Source organism: Candidatus Melainabacteria bacterium (assembly GCA_016193285.1).
GTDB lineage: Bacteria > Cyanobacteriota > Vampirovibrionia > 2-02-FULL-35-15 > 2-02-FULL-35-15 > JACPSL01.
The window spans coordinates 1-22,496 of the sequence record JACPSL010000031.1 but is presented as its reverse complement, the minus strand read 5'-3'; the positions used below and the strand labels follow the sequence as shown (position 1 = coordinate 22,496).

The following is a 22,496-nucleotide window of genomic DNA, read 5'->3' as shown; positions in this document are numbered from 1 at the left end:
TACCACTACTTTCCACACATCGGAAACGCAGTGTATGTTGAACCATCTGTTAATGCACCGTCTATACCTTTAAACCGTATTGGGATTTTTTCTTCCCCATTAAATCCTTTTGGTACAACAACTTGAACATGTAAATGAGGTCCACTTGTAAAACCTGTGTTGCCAGAATATCCAAGTACATCACCAACTTTAACTTTATCACCTACATTAACAATTGCTCCATCCTGCTTTAAGTGAACATATCTTGCTATTGAATAATCAGGCTGTAAAACCCAGATGAAATTAGCCTTACCTAGAAAAGATTGATCTGCTCCTCCTTCATTTGAACCTTCTTTAACAAAGGTTACTATTCCATCTCTCATTGCAGTAAATTCTGTCCCTTCTAAAAGATCAAAATCAATCGAGTATAAAAAGTCGCCAAAGTGAGAGAAAGAACCTGTTTCGCCTTGGACTACTTCATAACTCTCACCTCCTTTAAATGGTAAAAAATATTTTCCATTAGCTGTATGTGTACTTGTAGAAAAACCTTGTGCAAGCATGAAACTATATTCATAGTTCCATGCTTTGCTCGGATTTGTAGCACAAACTTTAAATACAAATCTTTCTTCCTTAGGCAAAAGAGAAATGGTTTGAGGAATATCTACAGTAACATTTGTACTACCTGCATTTAGTTCAACTTTCACCTCAATAGGGAGAAGCGAGGTATTTTTTGCAAAGTACAAATCACTACTATTGAGTGAATATTTATACATTTCAATGTTACCCACATCAGAGTCACTATCAATTTTAGTTGTTGATGATAGAACTAATGTGTTGCTTTGAAAAATATCATTAGATTTAATTTTTTCATTTGAGTTACATAGTGTAATTTCAGTATCATTGTTTGTGGTTCCAATTTCTACTTCTTTTCCTCCATCATTAATTAAACATCCTAAAGGATGATTAAAATCCTCACAAATATCAAGAAAAGAATTTTCATCTGAGTCTTCATGCAACTCATCACTCACTTTTTCCAATATAGGTACAATCTCATCGTATAAAGTTTTAGGTATACATTTAGTAGTTCTTTTTTTTTTGCAAACTTTTTTATCAGCGTCACTGATTGTACTATTTATAATATCTGCTGCTTCAGTAATAATTTCATTACAAAAAGTTGTTGGATTTTCAAGCATATCTGTTATTGATTTTTTAATAGATTCAAGATCTCCTCTTATAACCTTTAAATATTTATTTGTAGGCGAATTTATTTTTGTTACAACATCACTTAATTCATCCAAAACTGTTTCATAGATATTTATTTTATCTTGTGCAAGTGCTTGATAAGAGCTAGGTAATATAGCTACTAGAATTAAAATAAGAATTTTGTTCTTCATATAATTTGTAAAATTACTTTTCTAGCCCTTGCACCTGTATCAAAATCAATTAATACTACTTGTTGCCATGTACCACATGTAAGTTTCCCGTTAATTATTGGAATAGCTTGTGATGGGCCAACAAGTGCAGCTCTTATATGAGCTGATCCATTATTATCACCCCAAGTTTTATGGTGTTCATAATTTTTTTTATAAGGAAGAATTTTTTCTAAAAACCCTGAAATATCTTTTTTGAGTCTTGGCTCATATTCAACTGTTGTAATTGCTGCAGTCGAACCAGGTACAAATACAACCAATGTACCTTCTTTAATTTTTGTTTCTTGTAGAAAATTTTCTATTTCATCTGATAAGTCAACAATATCTGTAAAGCCTTTGGTTTTTATTTGGATGGTCTTGGTATGAATTGTATTTGTAGGCATGTTCTTATTGTAAAACCTAAGTAGAGACGCACCAGTGGTACGTCTCTACCATATATAATCTTAGTAGGTTTATTTTTTATCTAACTTTTTCCCAAGCCAGTAAAATCCTGCAATCATAACAACAAGCAATGTAATATTATTGCTTAATAAATTTCCTAAATCACCCATGATAGAACCTCCTTTTTAGATATTGGTTTAGACTGCTTAAAAAAAATTAGGTTTCATATAGCTTAGTTTACTTTATATTTAAGCCTTTTTAAGACTTTTGATACAGATTTAAATTACTCTTCCATGAGTGTATACTTGTATACATGTTTTCATAAGTATTTAATATGAGGAGAAGAAATGATAAGAATACATGGAGATCACTTTAACGATAACATTAGACATAATATTCCAGAAGTTGATTTAAAAGCTTTTAACTGGGACATAGGCGAAAGTGCCGGTCTTGAAGAAATTATTCCTACAAGAAATGATTTTTATGCTGGTCCATCAAATCATGCAACTTTTTTACAACGCCCTCATCTCTTACCTCAACCCGATCCTTATTTCTTACTTCAAGCTGATCCTTTCTTGAAACAAGCAAAGCCTATTTAAAAAAAATGAGTGTGTGGTAACAATCTTTTTATTGCTAGCATATGTCGAATATTGGAAGCTGCATACAGACGATCCCTTTGTGGTCTAGAGGAAAAAAACAAGCCCTCGATCTATTAGTACAGCTTGGCTGAGTGTATCACTACACTTAGACCTGCTGCCTATCAACGCGGTAGTCTTCCGCAGATCTTACTACCTTGTGGTATGAGATATCTCATCTTGAGGTGGGCTTCGTACTTATATGCTTTCAGCACTTATCCACTCCAGACATGGCTACCCAGCGTATGCCACTGGCGTGACAACTGGTAAACCAGAGGTCTGTACTTCCCGGTCCTCTCGTACTAAGGAAGTCTCCTCTCAAATATCTTTCGGGTATGCCGGATATGGACCGAACTGTCTCACGACGTTCTGAACCCAGCTCACGTGCCGTTTTAATGGGCGAACAGCCCAACCCTTGGGACGTACTACCGCCCCAGGATACGACGAGCCGACATCGAGGTGCCAAACCTCCCCGTCGATGTGGACTCTTGGGGGAGATCAGCCTGTTATCCCTATGGTAACTTTTGTCCGATGAGCGATGGCCCTTCCATGCGGAACCACCGGATCACTAAAGCCTACTTTCGTACCAGCTCGACATGTCTGTCTTGCTGTCAAGCTCCCTTATGTTTTTACACTCAACGGCTGATTTCCGACCAGCCTGAGGGAACCATTGCGCACCTCCGTTACTTTTTAGGAGGTGACCGCCCCAGTCAAACTGCCCGACAGGAACTTTCCCGATGCTGGATAACAGCATTCGGTTAGAACGCAGGAGTAAAAAAATTGGTATTTCACTGTTGACTCCGCTCTACCCAGAAGTAAAGCCTCAAAGTCTCCCAACTATGCTACGTATCTTGCGCCCGCGACCAATTCCAGCCTACAGTAAAGCTCAATAGGGTCTTTCTGTCCTGGCACACCAAATCCGCTTCTTCACAGATAAATCTATTTCGCCGAGTCTCTCTCCGAGACAGTACCCAAATCGTTACACCATTCGTGCGGGTCGGAACTTACCCGACAAGGAATTTCGCTCAGGTTGTTACTAGCTATTTACATAACTGGGACAGTCATTTCTGCTGTCCTCTTTATATCGCTATAAAGCTCGGACTGTATCTTCATTGTTTATTTGACAAGCCTGGCGTACAGTCTCTGAGGATTCTAGAAATTTAGATGGAATCTTTCTATTCACTTGCTCAATAATTTTTGCTATATCTTTTAAACCATTTATTTCTAAATGTCTTTTTGAATCTAGTAAGCAAATTACTGTTACAAACTTTTCAAAATCTTTCCTCTTTGCAGTGCGTAATTTGAATGTTTGAAAAAAGGGGATAATTTTTTTCTTCAAGTCTTTTTGCGAACGTACACAATATTTAAATAAAGACTCTTTATGGTTATCCTTTCTTTTATTTTCAACAATAGATCCACACTTGAAAAAAGCTTGTAGAAATTTTAGAGCACTTAGACTCTTTGCTCTTTGTGTTACTACAAACTCTGGAAACACTTGATATTTTAGTTTAGTTGTTTTGTTGTGTATAAGACTAACTGAAAAGCAGCCTTCTCCATCAACAAACCCTACTATCCATCCAGCAACTTCTAGACTTTCCTGCTGGTTGTCTGCACTTATTGGATTTTTACTAGGCATATTCTAAGGTAAATATGTTCCATAGTACCATAAGATACTCCAGACTTTCCAGCATACAGCCAGATTTTACTAAGGCAATTGAAATTACCTTAGGACCGTTATAGTTACGGCCGCCGTTCACTGGGGCTTTGGTTGCTAGCTTTGGATTGCTCCTAACCAACTCCCTTGACCTTCCAGCACTGGGCAGGTGTCAGCCCCTATACATCCACTTATGTGTTAGCAGGGACCTGTGTTTTTGTTAAACAGTCGCTTGGGTCTGCCTTGTGTCACTGCACTGTACTTCAGAAAGTAAATTTCTTACATACTGTACAGTCCCTCTTCTTGCAAACTTACGAGGGCATTTTGCCGAGTTCCTTAGAGAGAGTTATCTCGCGCACCTTAGTATTTTCTACCAGCCTACCTGTGTCGGTTTCTGGTACGGGTATTAAATAATCTTGAAACACTGCTTTTCTTGTTAGTGTGGTGTGAGTTGCTTCTTGTCCGTAGACAATTACCATTACGCCTCAGGTTATAGCGCCACTGCGGATTTGCCTGCAGTGACTACCTACACGCTTGGAGCGGAATCCATTAACCGCCACAACCTAACCTCCTACGTCCCAATGTTCCTATAACGACTACTTAATAGTGCAGGAATATCAACCTGCTATCCATCACCTACGCTTTTCAGCCTCAGCTTAGGTCCCGACTAACCCCACGTGGACGAACCTTCCGTGGGAATCCTTAGGCTTTCGGTGCATTGGATTCTCACCAATGTTTTCGCTACTCAAGCCGACATTCTCACTTGTATTTTGTCCACCAAGTTTTACAACTTAGCTTCATCCTAAAATACAACGCTCCCCTACCCCCAACAATTTAAAAAAATTGCTGAGCCACAACTTCGGTATAATGCTTTAGCCCCGGACATTTTCGGCGCAGAATCACTTGACCAGTGAGCTGTTACGCACTCTTTTAAGGGTGGCTGCTTCTAAGCCAACCTCCTGGCTGTCTAAGTAATCCCACCTCCTTTGTCACTTAGCATTAACTTAGGGACCTTAGTTGGTGGTCTGGGCTATTCCCCTCTTGACGGTGAATCTTATCACTCATCGTCTCAGTGCTAGATATCACTTTAATGGTATTCGGAGTTTAACTCGATTTGGTATGGTTATTCACCACCCTTACCGAACTAGTGCTCTACCTCCACAAAGCTTTAATCTAACCCTGTACCTCAATACATTTCGGGGAGAACGAGCTAGATCTTGGTTCGATTGGCATTTCACCCCTAACCACAACTCATCCAATAGTTTTTCAACACTAATAGGTTCGGTCCTCCACACAATGTTACTTGTGCTTCAACCTGGCCATGGTTAGATCACCAAGGTTCGCGTCTAATATGTCTAATAAAATCGCCCTATTCAGACTCGCTTTCGCTTTGGCTCCAGATATCACTCTTTAACCAAACTAGACATACTAACTCGCCGGCTCATTCTTCAACAGGCACGCGGTCAGACAATTACTTATCCTCCCACTGCTTGTAAGCATACGGTTTCATGTTCTATTTCACTCCCCTCCCGGGGTTCTTTTCACCTTTCCATCGCTGTACTTGTACACTATCGGTCACCAGTCAGTATTTAGCCTTACCAAGATGGTCCTGGTAGCTTCAATCAGGGTTTCACGTGCCCCGATTTACTCAGGATACTGCTCGCCTTGCTTAGATTTTGTTTACAGGACTATCACCTTCTTTGGTCAAGCTTTCCAACTTTGTTCAACTATCCTTGCAAGTACTAAATGCAGTCCTACAACCCCAATTAGCAAGCTAATTGGTTTAGGCTCTTCCCATTTCACTCGCCGCTACTTTGGGAATCACTGATTTGTTTTCTTTTCTTTCTGCTACGTAAGATGTTTCAATTCGCAGACTTACCTTCACTAACCTATGAATTCAGTTAGCAATGGTTCGATATAACTCGAACCAGGTTTCCCTATTCGGAATCTTGCGGGTCGTAGCTTGTTAGCAGCTTACCGCAACTTTTCGTAGCTTACTACGTCCTTCATCGGCTGCTGGTGCCAAGGTATCCACCGTATGCCCTTTGTAGCTTGTTATTTTTTATGCTCAAGACAAGCTTGAGCTTCCGTTGATCACTTTTCACGTTCTATAGGATTCACCGAATAAATCGGATGAATCCTATAATTGTAAAACGATTAACTTATTTTCCTCTAGACTACAAAAGGATCATCAATTTATCCTTATGCTTTACATCTGCAATTACACTTTAGGGATGTCCCTGTATTGTATTTGCTTATGTATTTATTTCTCTCTAATTTATCTGTTTTCGTTTTTGGTTTTATCAATAACATCAATAAATATCTTCGAAGATATTTATGATTCTCTGATTTTTTTTGATCTTGTATGCAGTTTTCAGAATTCACGAGACCTATTTCAGGCCACAAGTTATCGCAAAGAAAAAGCAAAATTTATATTTTTTTGTTTTTCTCTTTTTAATTAACCCTCATCTAAAATTTTATTTAAACTTTAAGTAAGGAAATTAAATAGCGGATAATTATGTTACCAATGCATAGTAGCTAGGTCAAGGAATTGTCCTTTTTGTTATACACTTAGTTTAATGGTTAAAATAATGAGTCTTACAAAGGTATGTATTACTAATGAGATTGCTACAAAAATAATATGTGATTTATCTCGTCCACAAGAACCAGTAAAAAAACACTTTTCAAAAAAGCAGTTAAAAAATTATGCATATGGAACAATGCCTAAAGACCTTCAAAAAAAAGTAGATGCACACTTCAATATATGCCCTGAATGTTTACAAATTGCTGAAGAAAATTTTGCAGAGTACATGAAAAGGAAAAAACAATATTCTTGGAATTAAGAACTTTTTGTAGATTTAATTAATTGGTTTATTTCTCCAAAAGTTTTTGCAAGTAAAGTACTTAAATAAAATGGTCTTTTAAAAATCAATAAAATAATTGAGAATGGTAAAAGTAGGATCAAGATAAATAATTTAAAGTACAAAAGGCAAGAGCTGGAAGCTGGAAACTCTTTATTTATCCTTCCTTTGCTCTTTATCAAGTACAGCGATCTTCCTAAATTAAAATACCACTTGTGTAAATAAGTAATAGTTAGTCTTTTAGGATCTACTGGATGATAAAGAGCAGCATAAGGCCAGTATAAGATCTTAAAGTTATTTATCATTGCATACCAGAAAAATTCAGTATCTTCACAAACCCCGCTTTGACCAGCTCCAAGATCATCTCTAAATGGTCCTAGTTTTTCAAAGACTCCCTTTTTTACTAGGAAGCAAGCCCCAATTGGATTTTTTGTAATTCTATTTGGGTATTGAAGTATTTCTTTCCCAAGATCATGAATTGGAAGAAAGCTTTGAATTAAGTTTATTGGTAAATTTAGAGGTTTCTTAAAAATTAGCCAAAAAGGTGGTTTTAAATTCTCTTGCCAGTCAGGTAAAATTCTAAATCCGAAAATATCAAACTCTGGAAATTCTTGTACTCCAAACAAAACACTACTAATGAACTCCTTAGGAATTAATACATCATCATCAACAAAAAGAATCAACGAACCTTTTGAAGCTAGGATACCTGAGTTTCTTGCATTTGATAAACCAATCTTAGGTTCAAACAAGTAATTAACTTTTAAATTGCTTCCTTCACAAAATGCATATGCTACTTCTTTTGTATTATCGTTTGAGTTATTATCGACTATGACAATTTCCCAGTTTAGTTTTTCAATATTTGTTTGAGTTCCTAAACACTGAATTAATGTTGCAAGTTGCCTTGCTCTATTTCTCGTACAAACAAGAACTGATAATCCAATTTGAGATTTCATAACTATGGTTGAAGACTTATATAATCTTGAAACATACAATTATTCTCTGCCAAAAGATTTAATTGCACAATATCCATTAGAAAAACGTGATGAATCTAGATTACTTTGTTACAGGAAAGTAGAGACGTTGTGCACAACGTCTCTACTTTCACATTGTAAGTTTTATGAACTACCTGACTTACTTACTGAAAATGATGTTTTAGTTTTAAACAACACAAAAGTAATTCCAGCAAGATTTTATTGTAAAACAAAAAAAGATAAAGAAATCGAAATCTTGCTTGTAAGCCCTATTAGTCCTGATAATTTAACATGGAAGATTTTAGCAAGTCCGAAGAAACATTTAATTGGTGTAGAGACGTTGCGTGCAACGTCTCTACAGACAATCAACGTTATCGATACCGAAACAATAAGATTTCAATCTCACCAAGATCTAGAAACCATCTTAAACAATATAGGCGAAACACCTCTACCTCCTTACATAAAAAGAAAACCTGAAAAGATAGATATTGATCGTTATCAGACTGTTTTTGCAAAAGAACCTGGCGCTGTTGCAGCACCAACAGCGGCTTTGCATTTTACTCCTGAGTTATTAGATAAAATTAAAAAAATTGGGGTTGAAATATTTTATATAACTTTGCATGTTGGTCCTGGAACATTTTTGCCAATTCGATCTAATGACATTAGAGAACATAAATTAATGCCTGAGTTTTTTTATATTGAAAGTGAGGTCTGGGACAAAATTCTTAAAGCTAAAAAAAACAAAAAAAGAATAATTGCTTGTGGAACTACTACTGTAAGAGCGTTGGAATATGCTGCAACAATTAAAAAACCTGGTGGTTTAAACGGTTTGTATATTACCCCGAACTTTAAATTTCAAATCATAGATGCATTAATTACAAACTTTCATCTGCCAAAAACAACACTTTTAGTTTTAGTTAGTACATTTATTGGGTGGGAGAATGTTAGAAAAATTTATACTGAAGCTATTAAAGAGCAATATAGGTTTTATAGCTATGGGGATGGGATGATTGTATATTAGATAGAATAGCTACTTTTTGATTGGATTAATTTATCTAGGTAAAGTAAGTAATCACTATCAAAAGCAAAAAAGATCTCTTTTAGCATGATTTCTTCTGTGTATCCCATTTTTTGTAATTCTATAATTCCATTATGGAGAATACTACTTCTTGCCTCGTCATTTTCTATTTGTGCTGATTTCTTAGATTCAAGAAGTTCTCTAAGATCAGTAAGGAAATTTTTTACATCTTTAGCATTTTCTTTAGCATATGCTGCTTCAAGTTTTTTAGTTAAATTAGGTAAGACTTCGTCTATATGATCAATTGCAGTTCTATCTGAATTTGTAAGTTGCCAACTACCTATTTCGCTTAAAGTGTCTCTTCTAAATTTGTCTCTGTAACGTTCCTCTATTTCAAAAATATTTTCTAGCAATTCTAAAATCTGTTCATTGGGTTTAAGCTGGTGTTTTGGTTCTCTCCATTCAGAAGGAACATTCTCACTTCTAAGCAATGCTTTTAAGTGTGCCAAGTATCTCTTTAATTCATGTTTTATTTCTTCATTTGTTTTTATAAGACTAATTGCTTTGCATACATCAAAGCGAATTTTTCTTTTTGCATATTCTTTAGCTTGAGTAAGTAAGTCCTGACTAGAGGGAAACTTAGGCAATGTAAAGTTAGTTCTTCCTAGAGAAGCTTGTTTGTCTTTTTTTGCAGCTTCTGAGTTAACTCTTGTTGCTAGTTCATTCCTTTCCATTTCAAACCTAAAGCCACGCCTAATTGCATCATCAACTGCTCTAAATAGTTCAATTACAGTAAGTGATTCATTTTGGTTTAACTGAGCTGCACGAGTTAGTATATCTTCTGCTGTTCTTGTTGGAAGACCTATGCAACCTTCATAAAAATCTAAACTATGCTCGCTGCTACTAAGGTTATATTCATCAGTTTTATATCTTGCATTATCATGTAATAATTTTTGAGCTTGTGAATCATATTTTACTTTTGATGGATCTAATTCAAAAACATTTAAGTTTGCATCTTGATACAAAAGAGCTATTTCAAGTGGAGACATTCCTCTCAAAAGAGTTTTAAGTGTTTGCTTAGCTTCTTCTCTAAGAGGAACAGATGTATCATGCAGACTGGAGTTGTAGTAAGCTTCATTCCCGTATGGAAATAAATGAGTCATTGTTACCCAAAGTGCAAGAGTATCAATAACATTAGGAGAGACATGCCTTTTTGTATTTGGTGGAATAATTAGAGGAAGTTTATCTCTAAATAGTTCAGCAACATATCCATAACAACGTTCATGTCCGATTTCTAAAAGTTCGAGTCTCGGTTGTAATGCTTGCCAATTTTCTCCATCAATTGATTCAATATCTCTAAGTCTATTGTCGTTTGCAGTACCAATAGTTAAAATATCAAATTGTTCATTTGTAGTATTTATACCATCTGTAGATGCTACAGTAGTCTCACCCTTTTCTGCAAGTCTAAGTATCCATAAATAGTCATTAAGACCTCTATGTCTTTCTATTCCTCTAAACATGTCATCGTAGTAAATAATCCCATGGTTAGCTTGAGAAAGTGGACCTTCAAGTGTATGTAATCCTGCATTTGATAAAACATTTATAATCTGATGAGGAAGTCTTTCCCAATTAGTCGTTGGTGTAATCTGTTGTAATATTGTATTTGGTGCATCTGTTGGTTGTTTTAATACTAAACCTCTGTCACCTGTGCTTGAAAAGTACCATCTAACTACTTGCATATGTCTGTAGACGCTATCTGGATTACCTCCATATAGTGTTAGTAGTCCATCAAAGATTTTTTTAGACATATCGTCCAATTTATAGGAAAGAACAAAATCTGTATTAAAACCACTCGGAAGTTTCCCACTAGCCTCTAACAGATCAAGTATTTCTGCTCTTTGTTCTATATCAAGCACAAAAAATGGAATTGAATTCTTATTAGACAGAATTGTAACTATAACATCTTGTGGATTTATTAATTCTTCAGAAGAATATCCATTTTTATTTGAGTGAAATCCAAATTCAGAAAGCTTGTCATCAAAAGCCCATGATAATGTATACAATGCTCCTTCATCTGTATGTGAATAATATTCCAGTAAGGCAAAAAGTTTATCAAGAAAAGATGATTTACCGGTTGAGTTTGGACCATGAATTAAAACTGCACGATCAGGGTGAGGTTTTGTAGAAAAAGCTTCTAGCTTGCGAATAAATCTATCTACAAAAAGTAAGTGTCCTCTAAATCTCTCAATATTCTGAAGTGATTGTGATTTCCAAGGCATCTCTAAAAACTTGTATTCTTTTAAGTCGCGACCTAAAACTCTTACAGTTTTACCTGGACCATATTCTCTTTCTACATAGTTAATTGCATCTAGTGCATATTTTGAAATTGGTCTTAGTCGTAAATCTGGTCTTTCAAGAACAAGGCCTGTATATTCCTTTAAAGATAAAACTGGTTTAGATCTATTGAATTGTTCTTTGAGGAGTCTAGTTAGATTTCCAAGTACTCTTTCAGAAGTAAGGTTAGACGTTTGTGAATCACTGTCATACCTTGTTACAGTTTCAGATCTACTGTTAGGTGAGCCAGCCGGTGTAACAGGACAAGTAGTGGTTTTGCTATCTATACCTGGTGGGTTTACTTTAAGCTTATCCATTTTTCACCGTTTATAAGATCTTTAAATTTTTTATTTTAAAAAATACAAACAGTTCTTACAACAGACTAAGTAACTTTCTTCTTTAACACAAAAACTTAGACTAATGATAGCAGTTTAATTATCTTTTTTTTGTTAAAATTTAGTTTTATGGCTGTTAGAACATTAAATCTGCCAACAATTACAGGTATTGAAGCTGCTAGAGATAGACTAAAAAAATATCTCTTAAAAACTCCTCTTTTACATTCAACTTCATTAAGTAATTTGACTGGTGCAAAAGTATACATAAAGTATGAGAATTGTAATCCAACCAATGCATTTAAAGTTCGTGGTGGAATTAATTTTGTTTGTAAATTAATCGATGAGATTGGTATAGAGGCATTGCGCGCAACGCCTCTACTGGCAGGCTCTACAGGTAATCATGGTCAATCAATTGCCTATGCAGGAAATTTATTTAATCTGCCTGTTATAATTGCATGTCCTTGCGGATCAAATCCATCGAAGGTACAAGCAATTAAAGATTTTGGTGCAAAAGTGATTTTTTATGGGAAAGATGTTTTTGAAACATGGGAGTATTGTAAAAAATTAGCTCGTGAAGAAAGATATTACTATGTTCATTCAGTTGAACAACGAGAACTTTTTGAAGGAGTAGGAACTATTGGGCTTGAAGTATATGAAGACTTGCCTGAGGTAGATTGTTTTATAACTGCTGTTGGCGGAGGAAGTGGAGTTTGTGGTTCAGCAATTGCTTTAAAAGAAAAATCCTCTGTAGGGGCTTGCTGCAGCAAGCCCCTACCTAAGATTTATGGTGTTCAATCAACAGGTGCACCAGCTGTTCATGATAGCTTTAAACAAAAAAAATTAATTACTTATCCAAATTTAAATACTTTTGCAGAAGGATTAGCTACAAGAAATGTTTATCCATATGCATATGAAATTATGCAAAAATATGTAGACGATATTTTTCTTGTAAGTGATGAAGAACTTAAAGCTGCAATTTTACTTTTACTGGAACATTGTCATACTCTTGCTGAAGGTGCAGGAGCTGTTTCACTAGCAGGTCTAATTAAGAACAAAGAAATTTTTCAAGGCAAAAAAGTAGTTTGTGTTTTAACTGGCTCTAATTTACAGATAGATATTTTAAGAGAAATATTACTCAACAGGTTCTAGATCTGTCCTTGGCCTAATTACTCCAACTCTATTTTTTAAAGTACCTATTACACTAATACTTATTTCAACTAAATCATCAGGCTCCAGAGTAAATCTTTTTTCTGGTGTCCCTGGTACAAGATCTGTCCCTGTAGAAAGAGCTACACCATAGTGGAAGTCAGAACTATAGTTAAAAAGACAGTCTCTAAGCTCTGTAAAAGTACGATTCATGTTTCCAACTGTACTTTCCCCATTAAAAATAGTTTCTCCATTTCTATAAATTTTTAAATTAACCTTCCATGTTTTTACTTCTTCTTCTTTTGGACCAACAACTAAAACAGGACCTGCTGCAAATGAATTTTCATACACTTTTGCTTGAGGTAAATAAAGAGGATTCTTGCCTTCAATATCACGTGAGCTTACATCATTTCCAATTGTATAGCCAACTATTCCACCTTTTGAATTAAAAACAATGACAAGCTCTGGTTCAGGAACATTCCAGTCTGAATCACTACGAATGCCAATTGTGTCATAAGGACTTACAACATCTCTTCCACTTAATGCTTTTGGAAATTCTTCAGGACGCTCGTCATGGTAAACATTTGCATAAATGTTGCTACCTGATTCTTCTTCTCTTGCAAGAACACTGTTTTTATAGGTAACTCCTGCTGCCCATACAGACTGTTTTTCACCAATTGGAGTTAAAAAACCTGCACACCGTCCTTCGTCAAATCTTTGTAGTTTAGTTTTTGAAAGTAATCTAAGTTCTTGTAACATGTGTCCTGAACTCATTTTTGCTAACTGTTCTATGGAGTTAATTCCTTTAGGTGTTAAATCTCCAATTACACCTTCCTCTCTATCTAAAACTAATCCTACTTTTGGTTCATTATAATAAGGGATTTGAAAACGACATAAAACAAAATGTTGATTCTGAATTGTACTCACTGTCTTCCTCCATAGAATAAAATTACATAAACCTGTTCATTTTATTAAAACAAGTCGTGGATGTCAAATAGTATTCAGCATTTCTTTTATTGCTTTAACAAATATATTGTAAAATTAATTATACAAATACTCTTTTAACTTATTACTTACTTCAGGATTTCTTAATTTTTTTAATGCGCTTGCTAAAAGCTGTCTTGCACACGGGTAGCTTACTCCCATCTTTTGGCTTACTTCTTTTAATGTCTTTTTAAAACCATCATTTAAACCAAAACGCAATTCTACTACTTTTTTTTCTTTTGGATTAAGCAAGAGTAGTGAATCTTCAATATTTCCTTTTAAATCTTCATTTATTAAAGCATCTTCTGGTTCAATATATAGTTTATCTTCAAGAAGCTCCTGTAAGTCAGCTTCATCATTATTTTTACCAATTGGAGCATCTGTTGATATAAGAGCTTGCATTGAATTAGTAATGTTTTGAATATCTTTAGCATCAGTATCAAGCAATTTTGCAAGCTCATTTTGTTTTGGTTCTCTGCCAAGTGCTTGACTTAGATCCCTGATTGATTTTTTAAGTTTGTTTATTGTTTCTACAACATGAACAGGTATTCTTATTATTCTTGATTTGTCAGATAAAGCACGTGTAATGGATTGTTTAATCCACCACGTAGCATAAGTAGAAAACTTATAACCACGGTCTACATCAAACTTTTCTACAGTCTTCATTAAACCAAGGTTTCCTTCTTGTACTAAATCTAAAAATGATAAACCTTGATTAATGTACCTTTTTGCTATTGAAACCACAAGTCTTAAATTTCTTCTTGCTAGTTCTTTCTTTGCCTCAATGTCACCTTGTTTTACTTTCGTGGCAAGCTCTATTTCTTCCTTGTGAGTTAAAAGTTGAATGGAACTTAGCTTCTTTAAGTAAAATTTTATGGAGTCTTTATCTTCTTGAACTGTTGCTTCTCTTTCTTTTTTTTCTCCTTCGCAAGTTAAATCAATATCAAGATAAGGATTGTCATAAAAATGACTATTTGTATTTTTGTTTATATTTTTTCTTATTTTTGTTTTTACGTAATTCATGATTTTTCATCCACCTTACTAGAGGTAGCTTTATTATCAACCTTAAAAGCTTCTTTTATTAAAAATTTAATAATTTTTTAAAGGATTCTATTAAAAATAGTCCTAATGAATTAGGAATTTCTTACTTGCTAGAATTTAAAACAAAAGTCTAAACAATAAAAACCTCTTATTAAATTTTTTTGACATCTTTTGTAAGTTTTCACTTGTCTCTCTTGCTTTTTGAGCTGTAACTTTAATATCTTCCTGAAATTCTTTATCTGCAACTATTTTATTTAATTCTTCAGTAAGCTTGTCAAGTTTTTCAGATAAGGAATTTAAATTTGTAATTGCTTTTGGAAGTTCTAATTCTTCATGAGTTTGTCGTAAGTCTTTTATAAAGTTTGATAATTCTAAAGAGGTTGCGTTAGCAGTTTCACTAATTTCTAAAATATCTTTTGCAAGTCCTTGCTCATTAAGTAATTTTGCAACTTGATCAGTAATTATATTTAAAGAACTTGCTGTAGTTTTTATATCTTGACGTACAGCCTCATCTCCAATTATTTTATTTATATTTTCACCTACTTGTACTATGCTGGTTGAAAGTAAGTTTGAACTCGTAGCTAGTTGCTCTAGTTTTGTACTTGTAGTAGTTAAAAGTACACTTGCATTATCAATTAATTTATTTACATTAACAACAACTTCTCTAACATCTTTAATTGTTGAAGCAAGTAGTTCTACATCTTCTTCTTTTATTAACTTGTTGATTTTTGTTATAGCTTCTTTAAAGGCTTCTGAAGATTCAATGTTTGCTTTTAAAAAGCGTTCAAAGCGAATAGGTTCTTGAGTTAAAAAAATTGGCTTAAAGTCTACTTGTGAAGATTTTTTATTTATAACAGATGAGATTTCTACAAATTGTTCCCCAACAAGTCCTGAAGGAACAATACTCACTGAAGAAAGCGGACCAAATGGTACATTCTTTTTTGTAATCACAAGTGTTACTTCTACATGGTTTCTAATTTCTTTTTCTTTCTGTTGGTCCTCAGCAAGTCCTTGTTGGATATGGGTTTGAGCTTTGTTTTTTAGTTGTTCAATTTTATCTTTTAAATTATTTTTGCCAGTGGAAATTTTTAATTCTAGCTCTTTAGCTTCTTTTAATTCATTTTCACCTAAACTAATAAGCTCACTTTTAATTTTACGAGAGGTTTTATTAGAGTTTTTTAATATAGGTTTGATACTTTCTACAACACCAACTCTAAGACCATTCCACCTAACAATTGCACCTTCTTCAAGACCACTAACATCTTCAAAGTAAACTTTAATTTTTTGCTCGCTGTAAAGCTTATACCCTTTTAGCCAAAACAAGCTAAAGATGAGAATACACAAAGCTACTATTGTTATTATTGTTACTTTTGTTAGATCTTCTTGCTTAGACATGGTAGTTATTTCTGACAAGGGAAGTTTAAAGTTGGTTCCAGCGTATAAGATAAGATAGAATTAATTAGTTATGATGAAATTAATCTTACCTCATGGCAATGAATTAGTTAACTGTTTTCCTGGTAATCCAGATGAACTTTTTCAAGAAGCTAAGGAATTAATCAGTATAACTGTTTCAAAAAAAGTTTTATGTGATCTTGAAATGCTTGCAACTGGTGCATTTAGTCCACTTAAAGGATTTGTAGAAAAAGAAGACTACGATGAAATTATTGAAACAATGAGGCTCAAAAATGGTTTAGTCTGGCCTATACCTATTACATTACAAGTAAATAAAGAGACATACAAAGAGATCAAAGACCAAAACAAAATTACATTAAAAGATGAATTAAATAGAGCAGTTGCGATTTTAAATTTAAAAGAAATTTACCAACCAATTTTAAAAAAAGAAGCTGAACTTGTTTTTAAAACAACTGATATAAAACATCCTGCAGTAAAGTATCTTTTTGAAGCCGGCGAATATTGTCTCGCTGGAGAAATAAAAGTTTTAAAACATACGTATGATGAATTCCCTGAATACAATCTTGGGTGTGCAAGAACAAGAGAAATATTTTTTGAAAAAGGATGGAAACAAATAGTTGCTTTTCAAACCAGAAACCCAGTTCATAGAGCTCATGAGTATCTTTTAAGAGTTGCTCTTGAAACTGTAGATGGGTTAATGCTTCATCCAACAATGGGAGAGACCAAAGGAGATGATATTCCAGCAGAAATTAGAATGAAGTGTTATCAGACAATTTTAGAAAAATATTTTCCAAAAGATAGAACACTTTTATGCATTATGCCAGCAAGTATGAGATATGCAGGACCTAGAGAAGCTATATTACACGCAATTATTAGAAAAAATTATGGTTGTACTCATTTTATAGTTGGACGTGATCATGCAGGTGTTGGAAATTATTATGGGACTTATGATGCACAAAAAATCTTTAGTGAATTTAAAAAAGATGAGCTTGGCATTACTCCAATATTTTTTGAGCATAGTTTCTGGTGTAAAGCTTGTGGAGAAATGGCATCTTACAAGACATGTCCACACGATAAAAGCAATCATTTAATTCTTAGTGGAACGAAAGTCAGGGAGATGTTACGCAACGGAGAAATGTTGCCAGAAGAATTTACAAGACCAGAGATAGCTAAAATATTAATTGATGGTATGAAACAAAAAATCGCTACATGAACATCCTTGAAGAAATAATTGCCTATAAGAAAATAGAAATTGAAAAATCAAAAGAGAGATTATCTCTTGACAGATTGAAAAAAAATATGCCTGGTAGAGACGCGATTAATTGCGTCTCTACGGCATTAAAAACCAAAATCAACAAAAAACAAATTGCATTAATTGCAGAAATTAAAAAAGCATCACCATCAAAAGGAATTATAAAAAAGAATTTTAATCACATAGAAATAGCAAAAGCATATAAAAATGGTGGTGCGTGTTGTTTATCTGTTTTAACAGATGAAAAATATTTCCAGGGTAATTTAAATTACATTCATGAAATAAAAAATGTTGTGGATTTACCCGTTTTACAAAAAGATTTTATTATCGATCCTTATCAAATTTATGAATCAATTTATTATGGTGCAGATTGTGTTTTATTAATCGCAGAGACATGCCGCGGCATGTCTCTACAATTGCGTGATTTGTATGAAATTGCATGTGAAAATGAAATTGATTGTTTAATTGAGATCCACAATGAACGTGAGATGGAGATCGCATTAAATATAAATCCACAAATGATTGGGATCAATAACCGCGATCTAAAGACATTTGAAACAAATTTAAACACAACAAAAAATCTTATTACAAAATATAAAAAGGATTTAAAAGACAAAATTGTTGTTAGTGAATCTGGAATATTTACAAATGAAGATATTAAATCATTAGTAGAGCATGGTGTTTATTCTTTTCTTGTTGGGGAAAGTTTAATAAAACAAGAAGATATAGAAAGTGCTACAAAAGAATTAATTAATTTATAATTATTTCAATGCAACGCTTTTTTATTTTTTTAATTATTTTTCTTTTTTATTTCTGGACTGCAACTGATGGCACATATAAATTAAACCTTAGCAAATCTTACTCTAATGTATATAATTCACTGGTTAATTCATTTTTAAAATCAAGACTGGATTTACAAATAACGCCACCAAAAGAATTATTAGAATTACAAGATCCATATAACATAAAGTTAAACAAGTCTTTCAGGCAGAAAGGATTTCAAGATATCTCTTTATATAAAGGAAAACTTTATCTGTATTTTGGACCTTCTCCGGTACTGCTTTTTTATCTGCCATTTTATCTTCTAACAAAACTAAGAGCAACAGAGGAGTTAGCAGCAATGGTATTTATGTTTGGTGCTTTTATTTTTGGATTTTTTTTAATAACTGATCTAAGAGAGAAATACTTTAAAGAATCACCTAACTGGTTAGTAAATATGCTTTTGCTTAGTTTAGGTTTTTTAAACTTGGGGCCGTTTTTATGTAGACATACTGCAATTTATGAAGTTGCAATATCTTGTGGATGTTTTTGCTTAACTGGATCTATTTATTTTTTTGTTAAAGCAATAACAGATGAAAATCTAAGACAAAGAGAACTATTTCTTGGAAGTTTATTTCTAGGATTAGCTATTGGGAGTAGATTGTATTATGTATTTGGAGTTATTGTTCTTCTTGTCTTTATTTCATTTCTTATTAATAAAAGTGTAGCCACAAGACAAAATCCTTCTTATAAATTTCTTGTGCCACTCTTTATGCCATTTCTTTTTTGTTTAGTCCTACACATGATTTATAATTACCTACGATTTGATAATGTCTTTGAAAATGGCAATAAATATGCACTAACTAGTATTCATGCAAAATATTTTTGTCCTGAAATCATACTATCAAACTTATATTACTATCTGTTTTATTTGCCTAGACTGGATAAGGAATTTCCATTTGTTGTTTTAAACTTTTGGAGACCACCTTTTTATCTTGCTGAAGGACTTGAACGAATTGTAGGTATGCTATTTGGAATTCCATTTCTTTTGTTCTTGATATTAATACCACCCTTAATTAGAGACTTTAAAAAATGTGGACTTATAAAAAATATCGGGATCAAATTCCCTTTAAATGAGCTTTTAGTAATATTATTGCCAGCAGTAGTAAACTTTATTTTATTAATAGGATTTCAATATGTGACGTTAAGATATACGGCTGACTTTCTTACTTTATTTATAATTGCAGCTGTCATTTTAATTTTTCATTTTGACCTTTTATTGATAACTAAAAAATATTTTAGATTAACAACAATCATTGTTTGTATAGCAAGTATTTATCTTGGAATAGCTATTTCAATTACAGGACCCATTCACGGCTTAAAGTAGCCAAATCTATATAAATCAAAAACTACAGAGATATTTTACTCCTATTCGACAACTATTTCCTCGTTAGTTTTAATATACTGTAGCTTATAAAATATAAAAATATTAATATCCCACTTACAATGCTCATGTTAAAAGGATCTGGCGTAGGTGTAAAAATAGCACCTAAAATTACAGAAAGTAATATTGCATATCTCCATTTTTGAATTAGCATGCTTGAATCAACTATTCCTACATTTGCAAGAGCAAGAATAATAATTGGCAGTAAAAATGCAGAACCACATATTGCCATAATCATAAGTGTAAAAGAAATAAAACTTTCAATACTAATACTTGTTGAAATAATATTTTCCCCGAATCCAAACAAAAAATTAAGCATTGATGGTGCTACAAAAAAATAAGCAAATACTGAACCCATAAAAAATAAAAACGGGGCACCTGCAAGAATTGGAATAACAATTTTTTTTTCCTTTGTAGTTAATCCTGGCAAAATAAAACTAGCAAGTTGCCAGATAATAATTGGTGAAGAAATTGTAAGTCCACTATAAAGAGCAACACGTAAGCTAGTAAAAAAAAATTCTCCTGGCTTTATTTGTAGAAATGTGGTTTCTTCTGGAGCAATATTAATTAGCAAAGTTATAATTTCTTTGCTAAATAAAAATCCAATTAATGTAGCTATAGAAAATGCTATGAAGGAAATTATTATTTTATTTCTAAGTTCATCCATATGCTCAGAAAGCGGCATTACTAAGTCGTCTTCATTGTTAGTATCTTTATTTTTATAAAGATCTAATTCTTTTGTTGATATTGGTTTCATTTTGGCAAGAAAGTTGTCCCTATAGCTTCTCCTTTTAAAAGATCAAGAATCTTCTCAGGTCTTTTCCCATGAATTATATGTGTTCTTACTCCAACACGTGTTGCAATTTTTGCTGCCTGAACTTTTGTAACCATGCCACCAGTACCATGATCTGAATCAGCACCAGAAGCCATCTTTTGTATTTTTGATGAAATCTCTTTAACTACTGAAATTAATTTTGCACCTTTAAATTTCTTCGGATTTTTATCATATAAACCTTTTTCATCAGTAAGAATAATTAATCTGTTTGCAGAAATTAAATCACTTACCATTGCACTTAACATGTCATTATCACCAAATTTAATTTCTTCACTTGCAACTGCATCATTCTCATTAATAATAGGCAAAACACCCATGCTCAGTAACTCTAAGATGGTTTTCCTAGCGTTCGTATAAATTTCTCTTTGAGCAAAGCCATCCCTTGTTAAAAGAATTTGTGCAATTGGAATATTGTACTTTGAAAAACATTTTTCATAGGTATGCATGAGCTGTACTTGACCTATTGCAGCACAAGCTTGCTTTTCAAGTATTGTTTTTGTTTTTTTTGAGAGGTTTAATTTTTTTGCACCAAGTGCAATTGCACCAGAAGTTACAAGAACAACCTTGTACCCAATCTTATTTAGTTTAGAAATAACATAAGAAAGCTTTTCAACAATTTCTATGTTTATGCCATTATTGGAGCTTAGTGTAGTTGTACCTACTTTTATAATGATCTTCATTAATAGCTAGTAGCATTTTGAAGTGTAACTATCCGTAATTTTTTTACACCTGCTCCAGCAGCAGCATCTAATACAGCTACAACATATTTTTGTCTTGCATCTTGATCTGCTCTTACTGCTACAGGAATGTCTTTTGTTCCAAGCTTTTGAAATTCGTTTTTCATTGCATCACCAACTATTCCTTGAACTTTATCAAGTTGTGTGCTTTTGTCTGAAACTTTTATCCCGTTTACTGCAATAGTTCCTTCCTTACTTACTTCTACTGTTATTGTTTTGTTTTGTTGTTCAGCTTTCCCATGTTGTGCAACAGGTGGTTCTACCTTTAGAGAACTTTGATTAATAAGGGGTGCAATTAAAATCATAATGATAAGCAAAACTAAGAAAACATCTGTTAATGGAGTTATGTTTATCTCACTAAATGTTTGTCTTCCACTTGATCCGCTAGTGCCAAATGCCATGATTATTTCCTATAAAAGCTTGGTGGGGGATTACTTTGACTTGATACTATATTTGTAAAACTTAAAAATAACAACTTTAAAAGCTGAAAATCTTCTTCAAATCTTCTTACAGTGTTATTGTAGTAGTTATTCATAATGACAGCTATAATTGCTACGATTAAACCATAGCCTGTTGCAATTAGTGCTTTAGCAATTCCAATAACAACTTCCTGAGTTTGACCACCAGCTTCACCAAGAATTTGTAGAGTAACAATAACTCCAACAACAGTTCCAAATAATCCTAAGAACGGTGCTGTAGCACCAATAGTGCCTAATATTGCAAGATATTTTTCCAGCTTTCTACTCACTATGTTTACAGTAATGTCAAATGCTCTTGAAAAATCTTCTTTTTCAACTGCTATTAGTCTTGTACCTTCTTCTGCAACTTCTCCAATAACCCCGCCTAATTGATTTGCTAATGATTGAGCACCATCTAAATTCCCTCGTTCAAGTTCTCTTTGTAACCTTTGAATAAAGGTAGTAACATCTCTTTTATTTCTTGCATAATATAAAGAACGTTCGATTACAACTGCAACTGTTAATATAGAACAAATAGTAATTGGCCAAAAAGCAAACCAATCTTGTACCATAAATGCAAAAAAATATTCAATAAATTTATTACCGTGAACTGTAGTAGCTTCCATTTTTTATTTTGTTAATCCCTTCTTGAAAACTTTAACATAATTAGCTATCAGCTATCAGCTTTGGGTGTGTTAAGCAATTCGGGGTAACTTGTCCCACTGACCATTAAAAATGGTATCACGAAGAACAAGAAGTTTTTTAGCATTAAACAATCTCCATCTTTTAGATGCAGATTTCATCCTGTACTCCATTTGAGTTTTAATTG

At 33.5% G+C, this 22,496-nt stretch carries 18 protein-coding genes and 1 rRNA gene; 7 read left to right on the top strand and 12 right to left on the bottom strand.

What is annotated here, in order from left to right:
- Window positions 1-5: 5 nt before the first annotated feature.
- Both HYY52_06580 and HYY52_06575 read right to left on the bottom strand, forming a co-directional pair.
- The gene (locus HYY52_06580) at window positions 6-1,373 is read right to left on the bottom strand and encodes a peptidoglycan DD-metalloendopeptidase family protein (GenBank protein MBI2996354.1); all 1,368 of its coding nucleotides are present in this window, start codon (window positions 1,371-1,373) and stop codon (window positions 6-8) included.
- The gene (locus HYY52_06575; GenBank protein MBI2996353.1) at window positions 1,370-1,792 is read right to left on the bottom strand and encodes a YjbQ family protein; all 423 of its coding nucleotides are present in this window, start codon (window positions 1,790-1,792) and stop codon (window positions 1,370-1,372) included. The genes HYY52_06580 and HYY52_06575 overlap by 4 nt, the downstream gene beginning before the upstream one ends.
- A gap of 345 nt (window positions 1,793-2,137) precedes the next feature.
- Between HYY52_06575 and HYY52_06570 the strand changes: the two genes are divergently transcribed.
- Window positions 2,138-2,389, top strand: a complete 252-nt coding sequence (locus tag HYY52_06570; GenBank protein MBI2996352.1) for a hypothetical protein — start codon at window positions 2,138-2,140, stop codon at window positions 2,387-2,389.
- A gap of 94 nt (window positions 2,390-2,483) precedes the next feature.
- On the opposite strand, the gene HYY52_06565 is transcribed toward HYY52_06570, so the two are convergent.
- A 23S ribosomal RNA gene (locus tag HYY52_06565) occupies window positions 2,484-6,135 on the bottom strand.
- A 535-nt stretch (window positions 6,136-6,670) separates the two neighbouring features.
- On the opposite strand from HYY52_06565, the gene HYY52_06560 reads away from it, so the two are divergent.
- Window positions 6,671-6,922, top strand: a complete 252-nt coding sequence (locus HYY52_06560; GenBank protein ID MBI2996351.1) for a hypothetical protein — start codon at window positions 6,671-6,673, stop codon at window positions 6,920-6,922.
- Here HYY52_06560 and HYY52_06555 read toward each other — a convergent pair.
- Window positions 6,919-7,893: a glycosyltransferase family 2 protein gene (locus HYY52_06555; protein ID MBI2996350.1), complete on the bottom strand. Its 975-nt coding sequence runs from the start codon at window positions 7,891-7,893 to the stop codon at window positions 6,919-6,921. The genes HYY52_06560 and HYY52_06555 overlap by 4 nt on opposite strands.
- 4 nt (window positions 7,894-7,897) lie before the next feature.
- On the opposite strand from HYY52_06555, the gene queA reads away from it, so the two are divergent.
- A complete protein-coding gene (gene queA / locus HYY52_06550; protein MBI2996349.1) occupies window positions 7,898-8,932 on the top strand; it encodes a tRNA preQ1(34) S-adenosylmethionine ribosyltransferase-isomerase QueA in 1,035 nt (344 codons plus the stop codon).
- On the opposite strand, the gene HYY52_06545 is transcribed toward queA, so the two are convergent.
- Window positions 8,929-11,580: a hypothetical protein gene (locus tag HYY52_06545; GenBank protein MBI2996348.1), complete on the bottom strand. Its 2,652-nt coding sequence runs from the start codon at window positions 11,578-11,580 to the stop codon at window positions 8,929-8,931. The two genes, queA and HYY52_06545, sit on opposite strands and share 4 nt — an antisense overlap.
- Before the next feature lie 147 nt (window positions 11,581-11,727).
- On the opposite strand from HYY52_06545, the gene HYY52_06540 reads away from it, so the two are divergent.
- Window positions 11,728-12,747: a pyridoxal-phosphate dependent enzyme gene (locus tag HYY52_06540; protein ID MBI2996347.1), complete on the top strand. Its 1,020-nt coding sequence runs from the start codon at window positions 11,728-11,730 to the stop codon at window positions 12,745-12,747.
- On the opposite strand, the gene HYY52_06535 is transcribed toward HYY52_06540, so the two are convergent.
- The 3 genes from HYY52_06535 to HYY52_06525 form a co-directional block, all read right to left on the bottom strand.
- Complete coding sequence (locus HYY52_06535) at window positions 12,730-13,662, bottom strand: fumarylacetoacetate hydrolase family protein (protein MBI2996346.1); 933 nt, start codon at window positions 13,660-13,662, stop codon at window positions 12,730-12,732. The genes HYY52_06540 and HYY52_06535 overlap by 18 nt on opposite strands.
- 123 nt (window positions 13,663-13,785) lie before the next feature.
- Window positions 13,786-14,751: a sigma-70 family RNA polymerase sigma factor gene (locus HYY52_06530; GenBank protein MBI2996345.1), complete on the bottom strand. Its 966-nt coding sequence runs from the start codon at window positions 14,749-14,751 to the stop codon at window positions 13,786-13,788.
- 135 nt (window positions 14,752-14,886) lie between these two features.
- On the bottom strand, window positions 14,887-16,164 hold the full coding sequence (locus tag HYY52_06525; GenBank protein ID MBI2996344.1) for an MCE family protein: 1,278 nt from the start codon (window positions 16,162-16,164) through the stop codon (window positions 14,887-14,889).
- A gap of 73 nt (window positions 16,165-16,237) precedes the next feature.
- Between HYY52_06525 and sat the strand changes: the two genes are divergently transcribed.
- Genes sat through HYY52_06510 form a run of 3 tightly spaced genes read left to right on the top strand, consistent with a single transcriptional unit; the run spans window position 16,238 to window position 19,580 of the window.
- Window positions 16,238-17,395 carry a sulfate adenylyltransferase gene (sat, locus tag HYY52_06520; protein ID MBI2996343.1) on the top strand — a complete coding sequence of 386 codons (1,158 nt, stop codon included), beginning with the start codon at window positions 16,238-16,240 and terminating at the stop codon, window positions 17,393-17,395.
- Window positions 17,392-18,195: an indole-3-glycerol phosphate synthase TrpC gene (gene trpC / locus HYY52_06515; GenBank protein ID MBI2996342.1), complete on the top strand. Its 804-nt coding sequence runs from the start codon at window positions 17,392-17,394 to the stop codon at window positions 18,193-18,195. The genes sat and trpC overlap by 4 nt, the downstream gene beginning before the upstream one ends.
- 8 nt (window positions 18,196-18,203) lie before the next feature.
- On the top strand, window positions 18,204-19,580 hold the full coding sequence (locus HYY52_06510) for a hypothetical protein (GenBank protein ID MBI2996341.1): 1,377 nt from the start codon (window positions 18,204-18,206) through the stop codon (window positions 19,578-19,580).
- Window positions 19,581-19,632: 52 nt separating this feature from the next.
- Here HYY52_06510 and tatC read toward each other — a convergent pair whose 3' ends face one another.
- Genes tatC through HYY52_06490 form a run of 4 tightly spaced genes read right to left on the bottom strand, consistent with a single transcriptional unit; the run spans window position 19,633 to window position 22,293 of the window.
- Window positions 19,633-20,394 carry a twin-arginine translocase subunit TatC gene (gene tatC / locus HYY52_06505; GenBank protein MBI2996340.1) on the bottom strand — a complete coding sequence of 254 codons (762 nt, stop codon included), beginning with the start codon at window positions 20,392-20,394 and terminating at the stop codon, window positions 19,633-19,635.
- Window positions 20,391-21,152, bottom strand: a complete 762-nt coding sequence (gene proB / locus HYY52_06500) for a glutamate 5-kinase (GenBank protein ID MBI2996339.1) — start codon at window positions 21,150-21,152, stop codon at window positions 20,391-20,393. The genes tatC and proB overlap by 4 nt, the downstream gene beginning before the upstream one ends.
- Entirely contained in the window at window positions 21,152-21,610 is a 459-nt protein-coding gene (locus HYY52_06495) for a biopolymer transporter ExbD (protein MBI2996338.1), read from the bottom strand. Before HYY52_06495 ends, proB begins: the two co-directional genes overlap by 1 nt.
- A gap of 2 nt (window positions 21,611-21,612) precedes the next feature.
- Entirely contained in the window at window positions 21,613-22,293 is a 681-nt protein-coding gene (locus HYY52_06490; GenBank protein ID MBI2996337.1) for a MotA/TolQ/ExbB proton channel family protein, read from the bottom strand.
- Window positions 22,294-22,496: the final 203 nt, after the last annotated feature.